The 20,365-nt window shown below is 61.7% G+C and carries 19 protein-coding genes and 1 pseudogene; 11 read left to right on the forward strand and 9 right to left on the reverse strand.

The window, feature by feature from the left end:
• Positions 1 to 70: 70 nt before the first annotated feature.
• The 3 genes and pseudogenes from rho to ACLEJQ_RS14395 all read right to left on the reverse strand — a co-directional run.
• Positions 71 to 1,330, reverse strand: coding sequence for a transcription termination factor Rho (gene rho, locus ACLEJQ_RS14385; protein ID WP_003206716.1), 1,260 nt, complete (start codon positions 1,328 to 1,330; stop codon positions 71 to 73).
• 241 nt (positions 1,331 to 1,571) lie between these two features.
• The gene (gene trxA, locus ACLEJQ_RS14390; RefSeq protein ID WP_003206727.1) at positions 1,572 to 1,901 is read right to left on the reverse strand and encodes a thioredoxin TrxA; all 330 of its coding nucleotides are present in this window, start codon (positions 1,899 to 1,901) and stop codon (positions 1,572 to 1,574) included.
• 120 nt (positions 1,902 to 2,021) lie between these two features.
• Positions 2,022 to 2,264, reverse strand: a pseudogene (locus ACLEJQ_RS14395) (FCD domain-containing protein); the annotation flags it as partial.
• Between the two features lie 177 nt (positions 2,265 to 2,441).
• On the opposite strand from ACLEJQ_RS14395, the gene ACLEJQ_RS14400 reads away from it, so the two are divergent.
• From ACLEJQ_RS14400 to ppx, 5 genes are all read left to right on the forward strand, one after another.
• A complete protein-coding gene (locus ACLEJQ_RS14400) occupies positions 2,442 to 3,227 on the forward strand; it encodes a transporter substrate-binding domain-containing protein (RefSeq protein WP_440796015.1) in 786 nt (261 codons plus the stop codon).
• A 21-nt stretch (positions 3,228 to 3,248) separates the two neighbouring features.
• Positions 3,249 to 3,917, forward strand: coding sequence for an amino acid ABC transporter permease (locus ACLEJQ_RS14405; protein ID WP_440796017.1), 669 nt, complete (start codon positions 3,249 to 3,251; stop codon positions 3,915 to 3,917).
• Positions 3,914 to 4,564, forward strand: a complete 651-nt coding sequence (locus ACLEJQ_RS14410) for an amino acid ABC transporter permease (RefSeq protein ID WP_440796019.1) — start codon at positions 3,914 to 3,916, stop codon at positions 4,562 to 4,564. Before ACLEJQ_RS14405 ends, ACLEJQ_RS14410 begins: the two co-directional genes overlap by 4 nt.
• Positions 4,551 to 5,285: an amino acid ABC transporter ATP-binding protein gene (locus ACLEJQ_RS14415; protein WP_440796021.1), complete on the forward strand. Its 735-nt coding sequence runs from the start codon at positions 4,551 to 4,553 to the stop codon at positions 5,283 to 5,285. The genes ACLEJQ_RS14410 and ACLEJQ_RS14415 overlap by 14 nt, the downstream gene beginning before the upstream one ends.
• Positions 5,286 to 5,542: 257 nt before the next feature.
• Positions 5,543 to 7,045 (forward strand): exopolyphosphatase, encoded by a 1,503-nt coding sequence (gene ppx, locus ACLEJQ_RS14420; RefSeq protein ID WP_440796023.1) that lies wholly within the window; start codon positions 5,543 to 5,545, stop codon positions 7,043 to 7,045.
• A gap of 145 nt (positions 7,046 to 7,190) precedes the next feature.
• Here the strand turns inward: ppx and ppk1 are convergent, their stop codons facing one another.
• Positions 7,191 to 9,407 carry a polyphosphate kinase 1 gene (ppk1, locus tag ACLEJQ_RS14425; RefSeq protein ID WP_440796025.1) on the reverse strand — a complete coding sequence of 739 codons (2,217 nt, stop codon included), beginning with the start codon at positions 9,405 to 9,407 and terminating at the stop codon, positions 7,191 to 7,193.
• Between the two features lie 17 nt (positions 9,408 to 9,424).
• The gene (gene hemB / locus ACLEJQ_RS14430) at positions 9,425 to 10,438 is read right to left on the reverse strand and encodes a porphobilinogen synthase (protein ID WP_440796027.1); all 1,014 of its coding nucleotides are present in this window, start codon (positions 10,436 to 10,438) and stop codon (positions 9,425 to 9,427) included.
• Positions 10,439 to 10,644: 206 nt separating this feature from the next.
• On the opposite strand from hemB, the gene ACLEJQ_RS14435 reads away from it, so the two are divergent.
• Entirely contained in the window at positions 10,645 to 11,268 is a 624-nt protein-coding gene (locus ACLEJQ_RS14435) for a DedA family protein (RefSeq protein WP_440796028.1), read from the forward strand.
• Here ACLEJQ_RS14435 and ACLEJQ_RS14440 read toward each other — a convergent pair.
• Complete coding sequence (locus tag ACLEJQ_RS14440; RefSeq protein ID WP_440796030.1) at positions 11,249 to 12,484, reverse strand: sterol desaturase family protein; 1,236 nt, start codon at positions 12,482 to 12,484, stop codon at positions 11,249 to 11,251. The genes ACLEJQ_RS14435 and ACLEJQ_RS14440 overlap by 20 nt on opposite strands.
• Before the next feature lie 114 nt (positions 12,485 to 12,598).
• Here ACLEJQ_RS14440 and elbB point away from each other — a divergent pair, with 114 nt between their 5' ends.
• Positions 12,599 to 13,267 carry an isoprenoid biosynthesis glyoxalase ElbB gene (gene elbB / locus ACLEJQ_RS14445; protein WP_440796032.1) on the forward strand — a complete coding sequence of 223 codons (669 nt, stop codon included), beginning with the start codon at positions 12,599 to 12,601 and terminating at the stop codon, positions 13,265 to 13,267.
• Positions 13,268 to 13,394: 127 nt separating this feature from the next.
• On the opposite strand, the gene ACLEJQ_RS14450 is transcribed toward elbB, so the two are convergent.
• Both ACLEJQ_RS14450 and ACLEJQ_RS14455 read right to left on the reverse strand, forming a co-directional pair.
• Positions 13,395 to 13,850: a YaiI/YqxD family protein gene (locus ACLEJQ_RS14450; protein WP_440796034.1), complete on the reverse strand. Its 456-nt coding sequence runs from the start codon at positions 13,848 to 13,850 to the stop codon at positions 13,395 to 13,397.
• A 106-nt stretch (positions 13,851 to 13,956) separates the two neighbouring features.
• Positions 13,957 to 15,855 carry an FTR1 family protein gene (locus ACLEJQ_RS14455; protein ID WP_440796036.1) on the reverse strand — a complete coding sequence of 633 codons (1,899 nt, stop codon included), beginning with the start codon at positions 15,853 to 15,855 and terminating at the stop codon, positions 13,957 to 13,959.
• Between the two features lie 315 nt (positions 15,856 to 16,170).
• On the opposite strand from ACLEJQ_RS14455, the gene ACLEJQ_RS14460 reads away from it, so the two are divergent.
• The 4 genes from ACLEJQ_RS14460 to ACLEJQ_RS14475 all read left to right on the forward strand — a co-directional run bounded on the left by ACLEJQ_RS14460 (position 16,171) and on the right by ACLEJQ_RS14475 (position 19,491).
• A complete protein-coding gene (locus ACLEJQ_RS14460; RefSeq protein WP_440796038.1) occupies positions 16,171 to 17,565 on the forward strand; it encodes a COG3014 family protein in 1,395 nt (464 codons plus the stop codon).
• 18 nt (positions 17,566 to 17,583) lie between these two features.
• Positions 17,584 to 17,955, forward strand: a complete 372-nt coding sequence (locus ACLEJQ_RS14465) for a DUF1425 domain-containing protein (RefSeq protein WP_440796040.1) — start codon at positions 17,584 to 17,586, stop codon at positions 17,953 to 17,955.
• Between the two features lie 201 nt (positions 17,956 to 18,156).
• A complete protein-coding gene (lpoB, locus tag ACLEJQ_RS14470) occupies positions 18,157 to 18,744 on the forward strand; it encodes a penicillin-binding protein activator LpoB (protein WP_245139474.1) in 588 nt (195 codons plus the stop codon).
• A gap of 3 nt (positions 18,745 to 18,747) precedes the next feature.
• A complete protein-coding gene (locus ACLEJQ_RS14475) occupies positions 18,748 to 19,491 on the forward strand; it encodes a penicillin-binding protein activator LpoB (protein ID WP_440796042.1) in 744 nt (247 codons plus the stop codon).
• 167 nt (positions 19,492 to 19,658) lie between these two features.
• Here ACLEJQ_RS14475 and rhtB read toward each other — a convergent pair whose 3' ends face one another.
• Entirely contained in the window at positions 19,659 to 20,291 is a 633-nt protein-coding gene (gene rhtB / locus ACLEJQ_RS14480; protein ID WP_440796044.1) for a homoserine/homoserine lactone efflux protein, read from the reverse strand.
• Positions 20,292 to 20,365: the final 74 nt, after the last annotated feature.

Raw genomic sequence — 20,365 nt, forward strand, 5'->3', positions numbered from 1 at the left:
CTTTGATCCCAATGCTGCGAAAAAAAAAGCGCCCCTGTTCAGGGCGCTCTTTGACCAGGCGTACGGCTTGTTACTTGCGTTTCATCGACAAGAAGAACTCGTCGTTGGTCTTGGTCGTTTTCAACTTGTCGACCAGGAACTCGATGGCAGCGACTTCATCCATCGGATGCAACAGCTTGCGCAGGATCCACATGCGTTGCAGTTCGTCGTCGGCGGTCAGCAACTCTTCGCGGCGGGTGCCGGAGCGGTTGATGTTGATGGCCGGGAACACACGTTTCTCGGCGATACGACGATCCAGAGGCAGCTCCATGTTGCCGGTGCCCTTGAATTCCTCGTAGATCACTTCGTCCATCTTCGAGCCGGTTTCAACCAGCGCGGTGGCGATGATGGTCAGCGAGCCGCCTTCCTCGATGTTGCGCGCTGCGCCGAAGAAACGCTTGGGTTTTTCCAGGGCGTGGGCATCGACACCACCGGTCAGTACCTTGCCGGAGCTCGGGATCACGGTGTTATAGGCACGGGCCAGACGGGTGATGGAGTCCAGCAGGATCACCACGTCCTTCTTGTGTTCGACCAGGCGCTTGGCCTTCTCGATCACCATTTCGGCAACCTGCACATGGCGGGTTGGCGGCTCGTCGAACGTCGAGGCAACCACTTCGCCGCGCACGGTGCGCTGCATTTCGGTCACTTCTTCCGGACGCTCGTCGATCAGCAGCACGATCAGATGAACTTCGGGGTTGTTACGGGCGATGTTGGCCGCAATGTTCTGCAGCATGATCGTCTTGCCCGCTTTCGGCGGCGCCACGATCAGACCGCGCTGGCCTTTGCCGATGGGGGCGCACAGGTCGATCACCCGACCGGTGAGGTCTTCGGTGGACCCGTTGCCGGCTTCCATCTTCATGCGCACGGTCGGGAACAGCGGGGTCAGGTTCTCGAAGAGAATCTTGTTCTTCGCGTTTTCCGGACGATCGAAGTTGATCGTGTCGACCTTGAGCAGCGCGAAATAGCGCTCGCCTTCCTTGGGAGGGCGGATCTTGCCAACGATGGTGTCACCGGTGCGCAAGTTGAAACGACGGATCTGGCTCGGCGAGACATAGATATCGTCTGGGCCGGCGAGATAGGAAGCGTCTGCGGAGCGGAGGAAGCCGAAGCCGTCCTGGAGAATCTCCAGCACGCCATCACCGGAGATTTCCTCGCCGCTTTTCGCGTGCTTCTTGAGCAGGGAGAAAATCACGTCCTGCTTGCGCGAACGGGCCATATTTTCTATGCCCATCTGTTCGGCCAATTCGAGCAGTTCGGTAATCGGCTTTTGCTTGAGTTCAGTCAGATTCATATAGGAATGACGTAATCATTTATGGAGGGGGGAAATTAAGCTTTTGGCTTAATGAGGCCGCGCCGCGGAGAAGGCGACAGGATCGCGTACTTGTTCGAAAGGAGTGCGTCGGCGACGGCTTGCAGGGGGCACTGGAGAAACCGGTGCGGGGCCGAATGTAACACCTGGGTTTGCGAGCGTCTAGCCCCGAACAACGAAAAAGCCCCGCGATTTGCGGGGCCTTTGCCGTGGCATTCGACGCTTAGATGTTGGCGTCAAGGAAAGCCGCCAGCTGCGACTTCGACAGCGCGCCGACCTTGGTGGCCTCGACGTTGCCGTTCTTGAACAGCATCAGGGTCGGGATACCACGCACGCCGTGCTTGGCCGGGGTCTCCTGGTTCTCGTCGATGTTCAGCTTGGCAACGGTCAGCTTGCCTTTGTAGGTCTCGGCAATCTCGTCCAGGACCGGGGCGATCATTTTGCACGGACCGCACCACTCAGCCCAATAGTCCACCAGTACAGCGCCTTCGGCCTTGAGAACGTCAGCTTCGAAGCTAGCGTCGCTAACGTGTTTGATCAGATCGCTGCTCATGGAAATCTCCGGGGTTGTCAGCAAAAAACGTGGCCCATCATAGCTGCCCTTCCCAGGTTCAGGAAGCCGCAGTTGATTGAGTCTCGCTATGGCGCACGTTGCATTTGGGTATAGCTCAGTTCAGAGAGCAGCAGGCGCAACGAAGGAAATTCCAGTGCGCAAGGCGGCATCACGCACATGTTCCTGCATGGCTTTCTGCGCAGCGCCCGATGCGCGACGGGCCAGGGCGCGAAGGATTTTGCGGTATTCCTGCCAGGTCTCAACGGCTCGTTCCGCCCTGATGAACGGTAGCTCCGGGCTCTCCAGGAACAGGGCGGCGCTGGCGGTGAGGATGCTCTGCATCGCCTGGTTCCGGCCGGCAACCCGGGTTGGCCCCATTACCGACGCCCGATAAAGGTGCGCAACGCAGCGCGACTGTGCAGACCGGTAAGGCCTCCGGGCGCCAGCAAAACCGCGGCCTCGACGGATGAAAAAGCGCTTTGGCATGGCCTGTGCTCTGTCCGAACACGCACATTACCTCACCGATTGCGGAGACCCGCCATGATTCAGCGTTGCAGCGCCCTGCTCACTGCCCTGTTTGCCAGCCTGATGCTTTTTCAGCTGCCCGCCCACGCCGATGGCCTGGAAGACGTAGTCAAGCGCGGCACTCTCAAGGTCGCGGTGCCCCAGGACTTCCCGCCGTTCGGTTCGGTGGGCCCGGACATGAAGCCCCGCGGCCTGGACATCGACACCGCGAAACTGCTGGCCGACCAGCTCAAGGTCAAGCTTGAACTGACACCGGTCAACAGCACCAACCGCATCCCGTTCTTGACCACCGGCAAGGTCGACCTGGTGATCTCCAGCCTGGGCAAGAATCCGGAGCGTGAGAAAGTCATCGATTTCTCCAGCGCCTATGCGCCGTTCTACCTGGCCGTGTTCGGTCCGCCCGACGCGCCGGTCAATGGCCTGGATGACCTCAAGGGCAAGACCATCAGCGTCACCCGTGGCGCCATCGAAGACATCGAATTGACCAAGGTCGCCCCCGAAGGCGCCACCATCAAGCGTTTCGAAGACAACAACTCGACCATCGCCGCTTACCTGGCCGGCCAGGTGGACCTGATTGCCAGCGGTAACGTGGTGATGGTCGCTATCAGCGAACGCAATCCCAAGCGCGTCCCGGCCTTGAAGATCAAGCTCAAGGATTCGCCGGTCTACGTCGGCGTGAACAAGAACGAGCCGGCGTTGTTGGGCAAGGTCAACCAGATCCTCGCCACAGCCAAGACCGATGGCAGCCTGGAGAAAAATGCCCAGGCCTGGCTCAAGCAACCACTGCCGGCCGACCTCTGACCGGCGCCTGAGAGACTGAGCATGGCTTATCAGTTCGACTTTCTACCGGTGGTACACAACACCGAGCTGTTGTTGCGCGGCGCGTTGTTCACCCTGGAGCTGACGGCCATCGGCGCGCTGCTGGGCGTCGGCCTGGGCATCGTCGGGGCGGTGGTGCGGGCGTGGAACATCCGTCCGTTCGCAGCGATCTTCGGTGTGTATGTGGAGCTGATCCGCAACACGCCGTTCCTGGTGCAGCTGTTCTTCATCTTCTTCGGCCTGCCCTCCCTGGGCTTGCAGATTTCCGAATGGCAGGCAGCGGTACTGGCCATGGTGATCAATCTCGGTGCGTACTGCACCGAGATCATTCGCGCCGGCATCCAGGCCATCCCACGCGGGCAACTGGAAGCCGCCGCGGCCCTGGCGATGAGCCGCTTCGAAGCCTTCCGCCACGTAGTGCTGCGGCCGGCGCTGGGCAAGGTCTGGCCGGCCCTGAGCAGCCAGATCATCATCGTGATGCTGGGTTCGGCGGTCTGCTCGCAGATTGCCACCGAGGAGCTGAGCTTCGCCGCCAACTTCATTCAGTCGCGCAACTTCCGCGCCTTTGAAACCTATGCGCTGACGACGCTGGTCTATCTGTGCATGGCGCTGTTGATCCGTCAGTTCCTGAACTGGCTGGGACAACGTTACATTTCCAGGAGCGGCCAATGAGCGACTTCACGCTATGGGACGTGATACGCAACCTGCTCACCGGCCTGCAATGGACCCTGGCATTGTCGCTGGTGGCATTTATCGGTGGCAGCGTGATCGGCTTGCTGGTGATGGTGCTGCGCATCTCCAGAAACGCCCTGCCGCGGAACATCGCCCGCACCTACATCGAGCTGTTCCAGGGCACACCGCTGTTGATGCAGCTGTTCCTGGTATTTTTCGGCATAGCCCTGGCCGGCGTGGAGATTTCACCGTGGATGGCCGCAGCGATTGCCCTGACGCTGTTTACCAGCGCTTATCTGGCAGAGATCTGGCGCGGTTGCGTCGAGGCGATCCCCAACGGCCAGTGGGAAGCGTCCGCCAGCCTGGCCCTCAATCCGCTGGAGCAACTGCGCCATGTGATCCTGCCCCAGGCCCTGCGCATCGCCGTGGCGCCGACCGTGGGCTTTTCCGTGCAGGTGGTCAAGGGCACCGCTGTCACCTCGATCATCGGTTTTACCGAACTGACCAAGACCGGCGGCATGCTCGCCAACGCCACGTTCGAGCCTTTCATGGTTTATGGCCTGGTGGCCCTCGGTTACTTCCTGCTCTGCTACCCCTTATCCCTCAGTGCGCGTTACCTGGAAAGGAGACTGCATGCCTCTGCTTAGAATTTCCGCCCTGCATAAATACTATGGCGATCACCACGTGCTCAAAGGCATCGACCTGAGCATCGAGGAAGGCCAGGTGGTGGCGATCATCGGCCGCAGCGGTTCGGGTAAATCCACTCTGCTGCGGACCCTCAACGGCCTGGAATCGATCAACGACGGCGTGATCGAGGTCGATGGCGAATACCTCGACGCGGCCCGTGCCGATCTGCGCAGCCTGCGGCAGAAAGTCGGGATGGTGTTCCAGCAGTTCAACCTTTTCCCGCATCTGACGGTCGGCGAAAACGTGATGCTCGCGCCGCAAGTCGTTCAGAAAGTATCCAAGACCAGGGCCACCGAACTGGCGCGGCAGATGCTGGAGCGGGTCGGCCTCGGCGAAAAATTCGATGCCTTCCCGGACCGTCTGTCCGGTGGCCAGCAGCAGCGGGTGGCGATTGCCCGCGCCCTGGCAATGTCGCCAAAAGTGCTGCTGTGCGACGAGATCACCTCGGCCCTGGACCCGGAACTGGTCAACGAAGTGCTCAGCGTGGTGCGCCAACTGGCGAAGGAAGGCATGACGCTGATCATGGTCACCCATGAAATGCGCTTCGCCCGAGAGGTGGGGGACAAACTGGTGTTCATGCACCAGGGCAAGGTGCACGAGGTGGGCGATCCGAAGGCGTTGTTCGCCGCTCCGCAGACGGCGGAGCTGGCGAATTTCATCGGGACGGTCGAGCCTGCCTGATCCTCGCTGCCAAAGAGGGTCTGTGGCGAGGGCGCTTGCTCCCGCTGGGCTGCGAAGCAGTCCCATGACCATTTGACCCGGTCCATCAGGAAAAACCGATTGGCCGATGTCACGACTGCTTCGCAGCCGAGCGGGAGCAAGCTCCCTCGCCACAGAGTCCTGGGACTTGCTCCGGCTCAAGGGTTTGGCTCAGGTGCGTTGGCGTAAGCGGTCGATCGTGGCAGGATGGCAAGGTTATCGACCGAGACTTTTTGACCATGCCGCCATCCCAAGCCAAGAATCTGTCCCTGATCGCTGCCATAGACCTGGGCTCCAACAGCTTCCACATGGTCGTCGCCAAGGCCCAGAACGGGGAAATCCGCATTCTTGAGCGGCTCGGCGAGAAGGTTCAGTTGGCCGCCGGCATCGACGAAGAGCGCAAGCTGAGCGAAGAATCCATCCAGCGTGGGCTCGATTGTCTCAAGCGCTTCGCCCAACTGATCAATGGCATGCCCCTGGGCGCGGTGCGGATCGTGGGCACTAACGCGTTGCGTGAGGCGCGCAACCGTGGCGAGTTCATCCGCCATGCCGAAGAGATCCTCGGCCACCCGGTGGAAGTCATTTCCGGCCGTGAGGAAGCGCGCCTGATCTACCTCGGTGTCTCCCACACCCTGGCCGACACGCCCGGCAAGCGGCTGGTGGCGGACATCGGCGGCGGCAGCACCGAGTTCATCATCGGCCAACGCTTCGAGCCGCTGCTACGCGAAAGCCTGCAGATGGGCTGCGTCAGCTACACCCAGCGTTATTTCCGCGACGGCAAGATCACGCCCGCCCGCTATGCCCAGGCCTACACCGCGGCACGCCTGGAAATCATGAGCATCGAACACGCCCTGCACCGCCTGACCTGGGACGAAGCCATCGGCTCCTCGGGGACCATTCGCGCCATCGGCCTGGCACTCAAGGCCGGCGGCCATGGTTCCGGCGAGGTCAATGCCGAGGGCCTGGCCTGGCTCAAGCGCAAGGTCTTCAAACTGGGCGAATCGGACAAGATCGATTTCGAGGGCATCAAGCCCGATCGCCGGGCTATTTTCCCGGCGGGCCTGGCCATCCTCGAAGCGATTTTCGACGCCCTCGAGTTGCAACGCATGGACCACTGCGAAGGCGCCCTGCGTGAAGGCGTGCTCTATGACCTGCTGGGCCGTCATCACCACGAAGACGTCCGTGAACGCACCCTGGGCTCGCTCATGGAGCGATATCACGTCGATCAGGAACAGGCCGTCCGGGTCGAGCGCAAGGCGCTGCATGCCTTCGATCAGGTGGCCGACGACTGGGACTTGAACGACGGGGTCTGGCGCGAGCTGCTGGGCTGGGCGGCCAAGGTGCATGAGGTGGGCCTGGACATCGCCCACTATCACTATCACAAGCACGGCGCCTACCTGATCGAGCACTCAGACCTGGCGGGGTTTTCCCGGGAAGACCAGCAAATGCTCGCGCTGTTGGTGCGCGGTCACCGGCGCAATATTCCCAAGGATAAATTCGCCGAGTTCGGCGATGACGGCATCAAGCTGATTCGCCTGTGCGTCCTGCTGCGCTTCGCGATCCTGTTCCACCACATCCGCGGCACCCAGCAAATGCCCCAGGTGGCCCTGCGCGCCGATGGCGATCAGTTGGATGTGATGTTCCCCGCAGGCTGGCTGGAAGAGAACCAACTGACCCAGGCCGACTTTGCCCAGGAAGCCGAGTGGCTGACGCGGGTCGGGATTGTGTTGAACATTCACTGATCCCGCAGCGCAGGGCCCCTGTGGCGAGGGAGCTTGCTCCCGCTGGAGGGCGAAGCCCTTCCAAGGATTTTGGGTCTGCTTCGCAGCCCAGCGGGAGCAAGCTCCCTCGCCACAAAAGCTGAGCCTGCCCCCTTCCAGCAAACCTCTAGCGCACCGGCAACACCGGGCTGCTCAGACGCTCAAGCAAGGTCGCCTGGGCGCTGCGCGGGTTCTGGTTGCCGGTCGGCGTGTTGCGGATGTAGCGACCGTCCGATTGCAGGCTCCAGCTGTGGGTGTTGTCGGTGAGGTAGCTTTCCAGCTCCTTCTTGACCCGCAGGATGAGCTTCTTGCCTTCCACCGGGAAACAGGTCTCGACCCGCTTGTCGAGGTTGCGCTCCATCCAGTCGGCACTGGAGAGGAACATCTGTTCCTCGCCACCGTTGAGGAAGTAGAACACCCGTGTGTGCTCCAGGAAGCGCCCGATGATCGAGCGTACGTGGATGTTATGGGACACCCCCGGAATGCCCGGCCGCAGGCAGCACATGCCGCGCACCACCAGGTCGATGCGCACGCCCGACTGGCTGGCCTTGTACAACGCACGGATGATCTTCGGGTCGGTCAGCGAGTTGAACTTGGCAATGATGTGGGCCGGCTTGCCATCCAGGGCGAACTGCGTCTCCCGGGTGATCATGTCGAGCATGCCCTTCTTCAGGGTGAACGGCGCATGCAGCAGCTTCTTCATGCGCAGGGTCTTGCCCATGCCGATCAACTGACTGAACAGCTTGCCGACGTCTTCGCACAAGGCATCGTCGGAGGTCAGCAGGCTGTAGTCGGTGTACAGACGGGCGTTGGCCGCGTGGTAGTTGCCGGTGCCCAAGTGGGCGTAACGGACGATCTCGCCGGCCTCGCGCCGCAGGATGAGCATCATCTTGGCGTGGGTCTTGAAGCCGACCACACCGTAGATCACCACCGCACCCGCCGCTTGCAGGCGGCTGGCCAGTTGCAGGTTGGACTCTTCATCGAAACGCGCGCGCAATTCGATCACCGCGGTGACTTCCTTGCCGTTGCGCGCCGCATCCACCAGGGCGTCGACGATTTCCGAGTTGGCGCCACTGCGGTACAGGGTCTGGCGCACCGCCAGGACGTGGGGATCCTTGGCCGCCTGGCGCAACAGGTCGACCACGGGCGTAAACGACTCGAATGGGTGCAGCAGCAGGATGTCCTGCTTGCTGATCACACTGAAAATGTTCTCGCTGTTTTGCAGCAGCTTCGGGATCTGCGGCGTGAACGGCGCGTATTGCAGCTCCGGATGGCTGTCCAGCCCGGTGATGCTGAACAGACGGGTCAGGTTGACCGGGCCGTTGACCTGGTACAGCTCGGTCTCCTGCAGGTTGAACTGCTTGAGCAGGTAGTCGGACAGATGCTTGGGGCAGGTGTCGGCCACTTCCAGGCGCACCGCATCGCCGTAGCGACGGGAGAACAATTCACCGCGCAGGGCGCGGGCCAAGTCCTCGACGTCCTCGGTGTCCACCGACAGGTCGGCGTTTCGGGTCAGGCGGAACTGGTAGCACCCCTTCACTTTCATGCCCTGGAACAGGTCATCGGCATGGGCGTGGATCATCGACGAGAGGAACACGTAGTTATCCCCCGGACCACCGACGTCTTCCGGCACCCGGATGATCCGTGGCAGCAAACGCGGCGCGGGAATGATCGCCAGGCCGGAATCGCGACCGAAGGCGTCGATCCCTTCCAGTTCGACGATGAAGTTCAAGCTCTTGTTGACCAGCAACGGGAACGGGTGCGTCGGATCGAGGCCGATCGGGGTGATGATCGGCGCGATTTCATCGCGGAAATACCGGCGCACCCAAGTCTTGATCTTGGTGTTCCAGTTACGACGACGGATGAAACGGACCTGATGTTTCTCCAGTTCCGGCAACAGGATGTCATTGAGGATCGCGTACTGACGGTCCACCTGGCCGTGGACCAGTTCGCTGATGCGCGCCAGGGCCTGATGCGGTTGCAGGCCATCGGCACCGGCCTGTTCACGGGCGAAGGTGATCTGCTTTTTCAGGCCGGCGACGCGGATTTCGAAGAACTCGTCCAGGTTGCTGGAAAAGATCAGCAGGAACTTCAAGCGTTCCAGCAGTGGGTAGGACTCGTCCAGCGCCTGTTCCAATACGCGGATGTTGAACTGCAGTTGCGACAGCTCTCGGTGGATGTACAGGCTGCTGTCATCCAGGCTGGGGATCGCAATCGCCGGGGCCGGGGCGGGCTCGGTGACCGCCGGGGGAGCGGGCTCCATTTCCGGCGGCGTTTCGGCGATCTGCTCGACCAGGGGTTGAGCGTCTTTTACGGCAACTTCAGAGAGTCCTTCGGTATTCATCGCAAGTTCCTGGGAGGCTATTTCTGCTCTCGTAGCAATTGGGCGGCGCGCACGGCGAAGTAGGTCAGGATGCCGTCCGCCCCTGCGCGCTTGAATGCGGTCAAGGATTCGAGGATCACCCCTTCGCTCAACCAGCCGTTCTGGATGGCCGCCATGTGCATGGCGTACTCGCCGCTGACCTGGTAAACGAAGGTCGGCACTTTGAATTCGTCTTTGACCCGGCAGAGAATGTCGAGGTAAGGCATGCCCGGCTTGACCATGACCATGTCTGCGCCTTCTGACAAGTCAGCCGCCACTTCGTGCAAGGCTTCGTGGCTGTTGGCCGGGTCCATCTGATAAGAGGCCTTGTTGGCCTTGCCCAGGTTCAGGGCCGAACCGACCGCATCGCGGAACGGGCCGTAGTAGGCGCTGGCGTACTTGGCTGAGTAGGCCATGATCCGCACGTTGACGTGGCCGGCCACCTCGAGGGCTTCGCGGATCGCCTGGATGCGCCCGTCCATCATGTCCGACGGCGCCACCACCTGGGCGCCGGCCTCGGCGTGGGACAGCGCTTGCCGGACCAGCGCATCGACGGTGATGTCGTTCTGCACGTAACCGTCTTCGTCGAGAATACCGTCCTGGCCGTGGGTGGTGAACGGGTCCAGTGCCACGTCGGTGATCACCCCCAGCTCCGGGAAGCGTGCGCGCAGCGCTCGGGTCGCACGTTGGGCGATACCTTCGGGATTCCAGGCTTCGGCAGCGTCCAGGGACTTGAGCCCCGGTGGCGTCACTGGAAACAACGCCAGGGCCGGGATGCCCAGCTCGACCCATCCGGCGGCCTCTTCAAGCAGCAGGTCGATGGTCAGGCGCTCCACCCCGGGCATCGACGCCACCGCTTCGCGGCGATTCTCACCGTCCAGTAAGAACACCGGCAGGATCAAGTCATTGGTGGTCAGGATGTTTTCACGCACCAGCCGACGTGAAAACTCGTCACGGCGATTACGACGCAACCGGGTGGCAGGGAACAGACGATTGGCGGGGGTAAAGCTCACGGCAGACTCCTGAGCCCGCGCAGACGGGCGAGCGTGACAGTTATAAGCGGTCATTATGACGAACACATTACAGAAGTGTTGCGCCTGTGACTTGCTGTCGCAGTTATTGTGGTTGTAGGAAATGTTCACGTCGAGACACATTTCGATACTTTCCTGAATGTGCCTGAAGGGTTAGGCTGCGCGTTCATTTCGCCAGCACCCAGACAATGCTCCAGCAATTTCTACACGACTTCGGCTACCTGGCCCTCTTTATCGGGACGTTCTTCGAAGGCGAAACCATCCTCGTGCTCGCAGGCTTCCTGGCGTTCCGTGGCTATATGGACATCAACCTGGTGGTGGTCGTGGCATTCTGCGGCAGCTACGCGGGCGACCAACTGTGGTATTTCCTCGGCCGCCGGCACGGGCGCAAGCTGCTGGCGCGCAGGCCACGCTGGCAATTGATGGGCGATCGCGCGCTGGAACATATTCGCCGGCACCCGGACATCTGGGTCCTGAGCTTCCGCTTCGTCTACGGCTTGCGCACGGTGATGCCGGTGGCGATCGGCCTGTCCGGCTATCCGCCGGGCCGCTATCTGCTGCTCAACGGCATCGGCGCGGCGATCTGGGCCACCGCCCTGGCTGCGGCGGCGTACCACTTCGGCGCCGCGCTCGAAACCATCCTGCCCAGCATCAAGAAGTACGAACTGTGGGTACTCGGCAGCCTGCTGGTCCTGGGTTTCGGGCTTTGGCTGCGCCGGCGGATCAAGAACGCCAGGCTTGCCAGGAAGACGCTCGAAGCCGAACGGCTGGAACAGGCCCGCAATAGCGAGCCTACGACGCCAACCGAGTAACCCGGCTGCGGCAGCAATACAGCCCGATACCACTGATCAGGCTGTAGCTGAGCAGCCCGACCCAGGCGATGGAACTGGCCGGCCACAGCCCGGCCAGCGGCGCCAGCCACACCAGCGGCAGACCCGAGGCCAGCCGCAGCAGTTCCAGCTTAAGCGCCCACGGGCGATTCTCCAGGGTTGCGCCCAACACGAACAAACCGGACGCCACCGCGCCCCAACCCAGCACCAGCGCGGCGACGGACAGGCTGTGCTCCAGATTCATCAGGTAGCTACCTAAGGCTATGTAAACGCAGAATTGTAGCGCCACGTACCACTGCTGGCGCCCGTCCAGTGGGACTTCGAATTTGCGAAAGCGTCCCAGGTCCTGTTTGCTCAACGGGTACTTCGCAGCGACATCCGCCGGCCGCCAGCCGGTGGGCATGAACCAGATCCGCAGCTTGTCCCACCAGTGCCCGGCCCGCCTCGCATCGCTCCAGAGCTGGGCGTAGAACTGCAGGTTCGCCCAGAGCGGGTTCCAGCTGGCCAAAGGCGTGGTCACGCCGAAAATCACCGGCTCGTTGTCGTCCTCTTCCTGGAAACTGCCGAACAGACGATCCCAAATAATGAACACCCCGCCGTAGTTGCGATCCATGTAGAGAGGATTCTGTGCATGGTGGGCACGATGATTGGACGGCGTGACGAAGCACCACTCCAGCCAGCCAAGCTTGGGAATATGCTGGGTGTGCACCCAGAATTGATACAACAGGTTCAATGCCGCGACGCTGACGAACACCACCAGCGGCACGCCCGCCACGGCAAGCGGGACGTAGAAAATCCAGCTCAACAGAAACCCGGTGCTGGTCTGGCGCAGCGCAGTGGACAGGTTGTAGTCCTCGCTCTGGTGATGCACCGAATGGGCCGCCCAGAGGATGTTGCGCTCATGGCCCATGCGGTGCAGCCAGTAGTAGCAGAAATCATAGAGCACAAACGCAAAGACCCAGGTCCAGACCTTGTCGGCGGGCAACTGGAAGATCGCTACATGCTTCAACGCGTAGGCGTAGGTCACCAGCCCCACGCCCTTGGTCAACAGGCCGGTGGTGGTCGACAGCACCCCGGTGCTCAGGCTGTTGATCGCGTCCGCCAGGCGGTAGTGGCTCACCCCACGCCAGCGATCGGCGAGCAACTCGACGGCAATCAGCACAAAGAAGAACGGCACGGCATACAGAATGAAATTCATGACGCGACCCGAGCATGGAGGAAACCCGCAGATTAGGTGTAGCCGCTGGATATCCCTATGGCAACGAGTGACAAATTAGTGGACATTTAACGCCATGAATCTGGAGAACAACCCATGAGCAAAAAAATTGCAGTGATCCTTTCGGGCTGTGGCGTGTACGACGGCGCCGAGATCCACGAAAGCGTGATCACCTTGCTGCGCCTCGACCAGCGTGGCGCGCAGGTCCAGTGCTTCGCACCGAACATCACCCAATTGCATGTGATCAATCACCTGACCGGGGAAGAAATGCCTGAAAGCCGCAACGTGCTGGTGGAATCGGCGCGCATCGCCCGGGGTGACGTGAAGGATCTACGCGAAGCCCGGGCCGAGGACTTCGACGCGCTGATTGTGCCCGGCGGTTTCGGTTCGGCGAAGAACCTGTCCAACTTTGCCGTCGAAGGCGCCGGCTGCACCGTCCAGCCGGAAGTCCTGGCGCTGGCCGAAGCCTTCGCCGAGGCCGGCAAGCCGGTGGGCCTGATCTGCATCTCCCCGGCCCTGGCAGCGAAAATCTACGGCCCAGGGGTGGTCTGCACCATCGGCACCGATGTCGACACGGCCGCCGCCGTGGGCAAAATGGGTGGCACCCACGAAGACTGCGCCGTCACCGACATCGTCGAAGACACCGCACGCAAACTGGTCACGACCCCGGCCTACATGCTGGCCAGGAACATCAGCGAAGCGGCGTCGGGGATCAACAAACTGGTGGATCGGGTGCTGGAGCTGACGCACGAGAACGACGTGTAACAGCAGCGCCGCCAACCCAAATGTGGGAGCGAGCCTGCTCGCGATGGCGGTGTGTCAGCCGACAGGTATTTCAACTGAACCGGCGCCATCGCGAGCAGGCTCGCTCCCACAGGGGTCACCGCAAGGTTCAGGACACCCGCGCCAAGCGCGTCAGTATCCGATCCAACGCATTGGCAAACCCTTGCTTGTCCCGCTCGCTGTACGCCGCCGGGCCACCACCGACGTGGCCTTGCTCGCGTAGGTCGGTGAACAGGTTGCGCACCGCCAGGCGTTCGCCCATGTTCTGTGAATCGAACTCCTTGCCCCGCGGGTCCAGGGCGGCGATGCCCTTTTTCACCAGCCGGTCGGCCAGGGGGATATCACTGCAGATCACCAACTCTCCCGGCACGGCGTGCTCCACTAGGTAATCGTCCGCCGCATCCGGCCCACTGGGCACCACGATCAACTTGACGCAAGCCAGGGCCGGCTTGATCTGCGGCTGGCCGGCCACCAGCACCACGTCGAACCGACGCTTCAAGGCGAACTTGACCACCAGCTCCTTGGCAGCCTTGGGACAGGCGTCGGCGTCTATCCATACGCGCATTGGATTTTTCCTCTTCTAAAAGCTTCGCGAGCAAGCCCGCTCCCACAGAGGCAGCGAGGACTTTGTGGGGGCGAGCCTGCTCGCGATAACGAGCGCAGCGAATATTTCAGGAAACCTGGACCCGACGCTTCTCCGCCACCCAACTACGCCCGTACAGCACCATGATCGCCAGGATCGCCACCACCTGGGCCGTCAGCGAATAGGCGTCGGCATGGATGCCCAGCCAGTCGAAGTCGAAAAACGCCACTGGACGGGTTCCGAAGATCCCGGCTTCCTGCAGCGCCTTCACGCCATGCCCGGCGAACACCACCGACAGCGCGCACAACAACGCAGCGTTGATGCTGAAGAACAGCGCCAGCGGCAGTTTCGCCGAGCCGCGCAGAATGATCCAGGCTAACCCCACCAGCAGCACCAGCGCCGCCGCACCGCCGCTCAACACTGCGTTATGCCCGGCCGGGCCGGCCTGCAACCACAGGGTTTCATAGAACAGGATCACTTCGAACAGTTCGCGATAGACCGAGAAAAACGCCAGGACCGCGAAGCCGAAGCGACCGCCGCCGCCCACCAGGCTGCTCTTGATGTAATCCTGCCAGGCGGCCGCATGTCGTCGGTCGTGCATCCACACACCCAACCACAACACCATCACGCTGGCGAACAACGCCGTCGCGCCTTCGAGTAGTTCGCGCTGGGAACCGCTGACGTCGATCACGTAGGCGGCCAAGCCCCAGGTCGCCAGGCCGGCGAGCAGCGCCAGGCCCCAACCGAGGTTGACGCTGCGCACCGCCGTTTCCTGGCCTGTATTGCGAAGAAACGCCAGGATAGCCGCCAGCACCAGGATCGCTTCCAGGCCTTCACGCAACAGGATCAGCAAGCCCGAGATAAAGCTCAACGACCAGCTCAAGCCATCACTGCCCAGCAAACCGGCGGACGCCTTCAGCTTGACCTTGGCCGTGGCCAGACGCTGCTCGGCCTGTTCGACCGGCAAGCCATCCTGCAAGGACTGACGGTAAGCCATCAATGCCTTCTCGGTGTCCTTGCGCACGTTGGTATCGACGTTATCCAGCGAGCTTTCCACCAGCTCGAAGCCTTCCAGGTACGCCGCGACCGACAGGTCGTAGGCCTGGTCGTGATCGCCGGCGCGATAGGCTGCGATACTTTTATCCAGGGTCGCGGCCGTGTAGTCGAGCAACTGCGCCGGGCCACGCTGCACTTGCGGCGGCTGGGCACGCTGGGCGCGGAAGGTGGCCGCTGCCGCCGGGCCTTCGGCGGCAAGGACTTCAGCCGGCGTCTGGCGAGCGAGGTCGGCGAGGTTGTAGGTCTGCTGACCTTTGGCAGCGGCCGGGTCGGCGCTGAAGCTGGCGATGTAGGTCGCCAGGTCCCAACGTTGACGGTCGTCCAGTTGATCGGCGAAGGCCGGCATGTCGGTGCCTTCGATGCCCATGCCCAGAGTGTTGTAGATCGCGTAGAGACTAAGGCGGTCCAGGCGCTGGCCGTCCCGCAGATTGGAAGGCGGCGGCTCCAGGCCGACACCGGCAGGTCCGTCACCGGCACCATTGGCCCCATGGCACACCGAGCAGTTCTGGGCATACAGCGGCGCGCCCCGAGAAGGATCGGGGGTGATCACCGGTGCCTGGCTGACTTCATAGGCCACCGCCAGCCTGGCACCCAGTTGCCGCGCGAGGCGGGCGACGTCAGGGCCGTCTTGGTGCTGAGCAATAGCATTGCGCAAGGTGTCGATGCCCTGGATCAGCTCGGTCTTTTCCGGCTTGGCCGGGAGCCCGGCGATCACCCCCTCCACCACTCGAGTGAATTCCAACTGCTCGCGGTATTCAGCGTCGTCAGTGACCTTGCCCGCCTCGACCGTCGCCGGGTAGTCCGCCCCGATGTAATCCAGCAGATGCAGCGCCTGCGGGGCGCCCTCGACGGTGTCGGCCAGCAGGCAAGGGCTGCACAGCGTAAGCAGCGGCAGTACAAGCCAGGCCAGGAAACGAAACGGCGCAGTCATGAATGACTCTCGGTTGGTAATAAGAAGTAACACATTGTTCACTTCCAATGACTCCGGCTCAAGAGCCGATGTCATCTGGCGGCGCCTTTTCATCGGATATTCATGCTTTGGAAGTGATGTCACAAAAACAGCAATTCGAAATTGAAAAGCCATTACATAGCCTACGGCCATGTTTATAATCGCGCGGCCTTCTTATTGACCAATGGCATAAAAGCTCCTCTTTTCATGAGGAACCGACAGCGTCTCGACGCCTGTCCGTGGGATCGCTCCAGCCCGACCCGCACACTCCGGCTGCTAATTCAGGGAAGAATGTTCATGGCCTCCCGTGCCGTTTTCTCGGTCGCCCTCGGGGCGATCACCTTGTTGTCCGGCTGCTCGGCTTTCCGGAACTACGACAGCGAACTGGCCCAAACCAACCAGCAACTGGCCTCCGGCAACGTCGACGCCGCGCTGACCCTGCTGGAGAAAAACAACTCCAGCCAGGATAAGGACCTGCTGTATTACTTCGAGAAAGGTGAACTGCTGCGCGCCAAGGGCGACCTGTCCGGCAGCCAGAACGCCTGGAACAGCGCCGATCAGCAGGTTGGCCTGTGGGAAGATGCGGTCAAACTCGACACCGCCAAGTACGCAGCCCAGTTCGGCAGTTTCCTGGTCAACGACAAGGTCCGGCGCTATGAAGGCTACGACTACGAAAAGGTCATGCTGACCACGCAGATGGCCCTGAACCTGTTGGCCGTGAACGACTTCGACGGCGCCCGGACCCAGATCAAGAAAACCCACGAACGCGAGGCGGTGATTGCCGACCTGCGGGACAAGCAATACCTCAAGAGCGAAGAAGAGGCCGAGCAGCAAGGGGTCAAGACCGAGTACAAGGACCTCAAGGGTTACCCGGTGGCGAGCCTTGACGCCCCGGAAGTGGTCGGCCTGAAAAACAGCTACCAGAGTGCGTTCAGCCATTACCTGGCCGGCTTCGTCTACGAGGCCCTGGGTGAGAAGGACCTGGCTGCCCCGGGTTATCGCAAAGCCGCCGAACTGCGCCCCAACACGCCGTTGCTGGAGCAAGCACTGGTCAATCTCGACAAACCCGCCACCAAGAGCGACGACAGCGACGTGCTGATCGTGGTCCAGAGCGGCCTGGCGCCGTCCCGGGACTCGATCCGCATTCCCCTGCCCTTGCCCATCAGCGGCAATCTGGTCATCACGCCGTTGTCTTTCCCGGTGATCAAGCCTGACACTTCAACCGCCACCTTCGCCCAGATCGGTGTCGATGGGCGTCAGATGGACCTGACCCAGCTCAACAGCACTACCGCCATGTCCCGCCGCGCGCTGCGCGATGACATGCCCGGCATCATCCTGCGCACCACCGTGCGTGCGATCACCAAAGGCGTGGCGCAAAAGCAGATCAACGACACCAACCCACTGGCTGGCCTGGCTGTCGGTCTCACCTCGGCCGTGCTGGAAGGTGCCGACACCCGCACCTGGCGCACCCTGCCCGACTACACCCAAGTGGCGCGCCTGCGCCTGAAAAAAGGCGAACACCAGGTCACCTTGCCTAGTGCCGTGGGCGGCTCGGTGGTCAAGGTCAACGTCGACCAGCGCTACCAGGTCATCAGCCTGCGGGCAGTGGGCAACCAGGTCTATGCCGGTGGCCTGGCCGCCCAGGTGATGCCCAGCGCCAACCCGACCGCCATTGCCCTCAAGCAACCTTAAGAACGGAGTCTTGTTCACATGCGTTTCAAACTGATCGCCATTGGTGCCCTGGCCTTACTGGCCGGTTGCGCCACCCCACCGCCACCGGAGCCGGGCACTGCTGCCAGCAAGGTCGTGGCGATGGGCAAGACCAAAAACATCGTGGTGGGTGCCATGCGCGTAGCCCGGGAAAACGGCTACCTGACCGTCAATGTGCAGCTGAGCAACACCAGCTACAACAACAAGACGATGTACTACCGCTTTGCCTGGCTGGGCCCCGAGGGCTTCCCGATCGCCGAAGAAGAAACCTGGAAAAGCCTGACGATGTACGGCCAACAGACCAGCTTCCTGCCGGCCATCGCACCAACGCCCAAGGCCGTGGACTTCCGGTTGGAAATCAATACGCCTTGAGCCTGACACCGATCAGCAAGGCCAACACAAAACCTGTGGCGAGGGGATTTATCCCCGTTGGGCTGCGCAGCAGCCCCTCACATGCGGCCTCGGTAAACCTAGCAGATCGTGCCCGGCTGTTCTTTTTGGGCTGCTACGCAGCCAGCGGGGATAAATCCCCTCGCCACAAAAACTTTTACGCAGATATTTGAGAGCACCCACATGTTCCTACGCATTTCCTCCCTCGCCCTTGCCGTCCTGCTGGTCAGCGGCTGCGCCAACAACTCTCCGGTGCTGGGCAACAAGAACATCAGCTACGGCGACACCAAGGCCGTGGAGACCGTGACCAACGAATTCGGCTCCACCGACCTGCAAATGATCGCCGAGTCCATGACCCGCTCCCTGGCCCAGTCCGGGATTCTGCAAGGTCGCCCGGTGGTTCAGGTCTATGACGTGAAGAACAAGACCAGCGAGTACATCGACACTCGCGAGATCACCACCAGCATCAAGACCCAGCTGATGAAGACCGGCGCGGCGCGTTTCGCCAGCGACAACACCGCCATGGACAGCCAGGTCGACCAGCTCAAGCTGCAGAACCAGAGCGGCCTGTATAAGAAGAGCACCGTGGCCAAGACCGGCAACATGATCGCCGCCAAGTATCGCCTCGAAGGCTCCATCAGCTCGATCGTCAAGCGCAGCAGCGACTACAAGGACGTTTTCTACAAATTCAGCCTGCAACTGATCGATGTCGAAAGCGGTCTGGCCGAATGGATGGATGAGAAAGAAATCCGCAAGACCACGGAGCGTTAAGCCATGCGCACATGGATCGGCATCATGGCCCTGGCCTGCGCGTTCGGCGCCCAGGCGGCCCCGAAAGTCGCGGTCACGGACCTGGCGTACCAGGAGCGGGTGGAGGAATACATCCATACCGTTTCCGCCCAGAGCAACTTCCAGGCGAACGCCTACAGCGCCAGCGCATCGTCGAGCTACGACGAGATGGAAGCCACCAGCAGCTACATCGAGCAGGGTGAATTGCGCAAGTTCACCGGTGACATCAAGGGCGAAATCCTGCGCAGCGGGATGTTCCAGCTGGTGCAGGGCACGCCCTACACCGCGTCGTCCACGGGCGACGTCTACGACGTCATCAAGCGTATCAAGGCCGGGAATTTCAAGGGCGCCGACTATGTGCTGTTCGGCACTGTGTCGGACATCGACTTCACCCGCGACATCAACGAACTGGCCAACACCGATAGCTACTCGGCGGTACTCGGGCTGACCCTGGTGGCGGACTTCAGCCTGATCAACACCAAGACCTACGAAATCACCTCGGCCTTCACCGCCATGGGTGAGGCCCAGGACACCAAGCTGTTGAACCATCGGGACGTGCACATCAGCCTCAACCGTCCACGGGTGGTACGCGATGTGTCCAAGGCCTTGGGTGAAGACGTGGCGCAGCAACTGAGCCAACAGCTCGGCGGCCCCAGCCATGAACAACCCCGCGAGCCCGCGCAGCGTAACAACCTGCCACGGGATACGGCGCCGGTGATCCTGCGTTAATTACTGCCGGTGGGTGATGCTTTTGTGGCGAGGGAGCTTGCTCCCGCTCGGGCGTAGCGACCGCAGGCTTTTGGGGCTGCTGCGCAGCCCAGCGGGAGCAAGCTCCCTCGCCACAGGGTCCTTCGTTGCTTCAGATCGGACAGTGCTGCCGTTTCAGAAAGAACGGGTTACACCGCCGCCCTGCGAATCGTCGCCAGCAACCCCGCCGCGCCGATGAACAGTCCGGCGAAGGTCCGGTTCATCCGGCGTTGCTGTTTTGGCGTACGCAACAGGCGCAGCACCTTGGACGCCAGTCCGGTGTAGCCGGCCATGACGATCAGATCGACGCAGATCATGGTCACGCCCAGGATCAGGTATTGCTTGACCAGGGGCGCGTGGGGATCGATGAACTGTGGTAGCACCGCAAGCATGAACACCAGGGCCTTGGGGTTGCTGATGTTGACCAGGAAGCCGCGGAACAGCAGCGCCATGGGCTTGCCGATAGGCCGCACGGCCGCATCGTCGCTGATGCCTGCGGGGATGGCGCGCCATTGCTTGACGCCCAGGTAGACCAGATACGCCACGCCAAACCATTTGATCGCATAGAACGCGGTGGCCGACGCGGTGAGAATCGCGCCGACACCGGCGGCGACAATCACAATTTGCAGAGCCAGACCCAGTTGCAGGCCCAAGGCATTCCAGTAGCCACGCCAGAAACCGTATTGCAGCCCACTGGACATCGATGCAATGGCACCGGCGCCCGGCGAAAGGCTGATCACCCAACATGCCGCAAAAAACGCCAGCCATGTCTCCAGCAACATCGCACACCTCGCCTCGGATTCGTCGAAACCATTAAGCTAATGCGTCGCCGAGGGATTGACCACTGCTTTTTGGA

Origin of the sequence: Pseudomonas sp. SMV71, assembly GCF_052042015.1 — a bacterium.
Taxonomy (GTDB): Bacteria; Pseudomonadota; Gammaproteobacteria; order Pseudomonadales; family Pseudomonadaceae; genus Aquipseudomonas.

Bases quoted from the DNA above. Each gene is read 5' to 3' on its own strand.
- rho (WP_003206716.1), bottom strand. From the start codon at position 1,330: ATGAATCTGACTGAACTCAAGCAAAAGCCGATTACCGAACTGCTCGAA.
- trxA (WP_003206727.1), bottom strand. From the start codon at position 1,901: ATGAGCAGCGATCTGATCAAACACGTTAGCGACGCTAGCTTCGAAGCT.
- ACLEJQ_RS14400 (WP_440796015.1), top strand. From the start codon at position 2,442: ATGATTCAGCGTTGCAGCGCCCTGCTCACTGCCCTGTTTGCCAGCCTG.
- ACLEJQ_RS14405 (WP_440796017.1), top strand. From the start codon at position 3,249: ATGGCTTATCAGTTCGACTTTCTACCGGTGGTACACAACACCGAGCTG.
- ACLEJQ_RS14410 (WP_440796019.1), top strand. From the start codon at position 3,914: ATGAGCGACTTCACGCTATGGGACGTGATACGCAACCTGCTCACCGGC.
- ACLEJQ_RS14415 (WP_440796021.1), top strand. From the start codon at position 4,551: ATGCCTCTGCTTAGAATTTCCGCCCTGCATAAATACTATGGCGATCAC.
- ppx (WP_440796023.1), top strand. From the start codon at position 5,543: ATGCCGCCATCCCAAGCCAAGAATCTGTCCCTGATCGCTGCCATAGAC.
- ppk1 (WP_440796025.1), bottom strand. From the start codon at position 9,407: ATGAATACCGAAGGACTCTCTGAAGTTGCCGTAAAAGACGCTCAACCC.
- ACLEJQ_RS14435 (WP_440796028.1), top strand. From the start codon at position 10,645: ATGCTCCAGCAATTTCTACACGACTTCGGCTACCTGGCCCTCTTTATC.
- ACLEJQ_RS14440 (WP_440796030.1), bottom strand. From the start codon at position 12,484: ATGAATTTCATTCTGTATGCCGTGCCGTTCTTCTTTGTGCTGATTGCC.
- elbB (WP_440796032.1), top strand. From the start codon at position 12,599: ATGAGCAAAAAAATTGCAGTGATCCTTTCGGGCTGTGGCGTGTACGAC.
- ACLEJQ_RS14450 (WP_440796034.1), bottom strand. From the start codon at position 13,850: ATGCGCGTATGGATAGACGCCGACGCCTGTCCCAAGGCTGCCAAGGAG.
- ACLEJQ_RS14455 (WP_440796036.1), bottom strand. From the start codon at position 15,855: ATGACTGCGCCGTTTCGTTTCCTGGCCTGGCTTGTACTGCCGCTGCTT.
- ACLEJQ_RS14460 (WP_440796038.1), top strand. From the start codon at position 16,171: ATGGCCTCCCGTGCCGTTTTCTCGGTCGCCCTCGGGGCGATCACCTTG.
- ACLEJQ_RS14465 (WP_440796040.1), top strand. From the start codon at position 17,584: ATGCGTTTCAAACTGATCGCCATTGGTGCCCTGGCCTTACTGGCCGGT.
- lpoB (WP_245139474.1), top strand. From the start codon at position 18,157: ATGTTCCTACGCATTTCCTCCCTCGCCCTTGCCGTCCTGCTGGTCAGC.
- ACLEJQ_RS14475 (WP_440796042.1), top strand. From the start codon at position 18,748: ATGCGCACATGGATCGGCATCATGGCCCTGGCCTGCGCGTTCGGCGCC.
- rhtB (WP_440796044.1), bottom strand. From the start codon at position 20,291: ATGTTGCTGGAGACATGGCTGGCGTTTTTTGCGGCATGTTGGGTGATC.